Annotated in this window: 1 pseudogene; it reads right to left on the bottom strand. The window is 60.3% G+C overall.

The annotated features are described in order from the left end of the window. Positions 1 to 375, bottom strand: a pseudogene (locus tag EN852_RS36155) (GMC family oxidoreductase); the annotation flags it as partial.

Genomic DNA, 375 nt, shown 5'->3' on the forward strand with positions numbered 1-375 from the left:
TGACGATCTCCTTGCCGTCGACCATGATGCGGCTTTCGGGATCTGGCAGGTCCTCGCACATCAGGTACCAGTCGACCGCGTGGCCGGCCATGAAGTCGAGCACCAATTTCGGCATCGTCTTCACATTGGCCTTGAGCATGTTGCCGTCGATCTTGCCGAGCAGTTGCACATTGCCCAGCGGCTTGCCGCCCTTGCCGTCCGACAGATAGTAGTCGTTGAGCATCAGCGTTTTCTGGTAGACGCTATCGTTGCGGCGGCGCGGATCGATCGCCAGCATGGCGCTCGAATTGTGGTTCATGAAATTGCGCCCGACCTGGTCGGAGCTGTTGGCGAGGCCCTTGCCTTTCGCGGAAGGCGAACGCAGCAGGATCGCGG

It is taken from the genome of Mesorhizobium sp. M2E.F.Ca.ET.209.01.1.1, assembly GCF_004010375.2.
Taxonomy (GTDB): Bacteria; Pseudomonadota; Alphaproteobacteria; order Rhizobiales; family Rhizobiaceae; genus Mesorhizobium.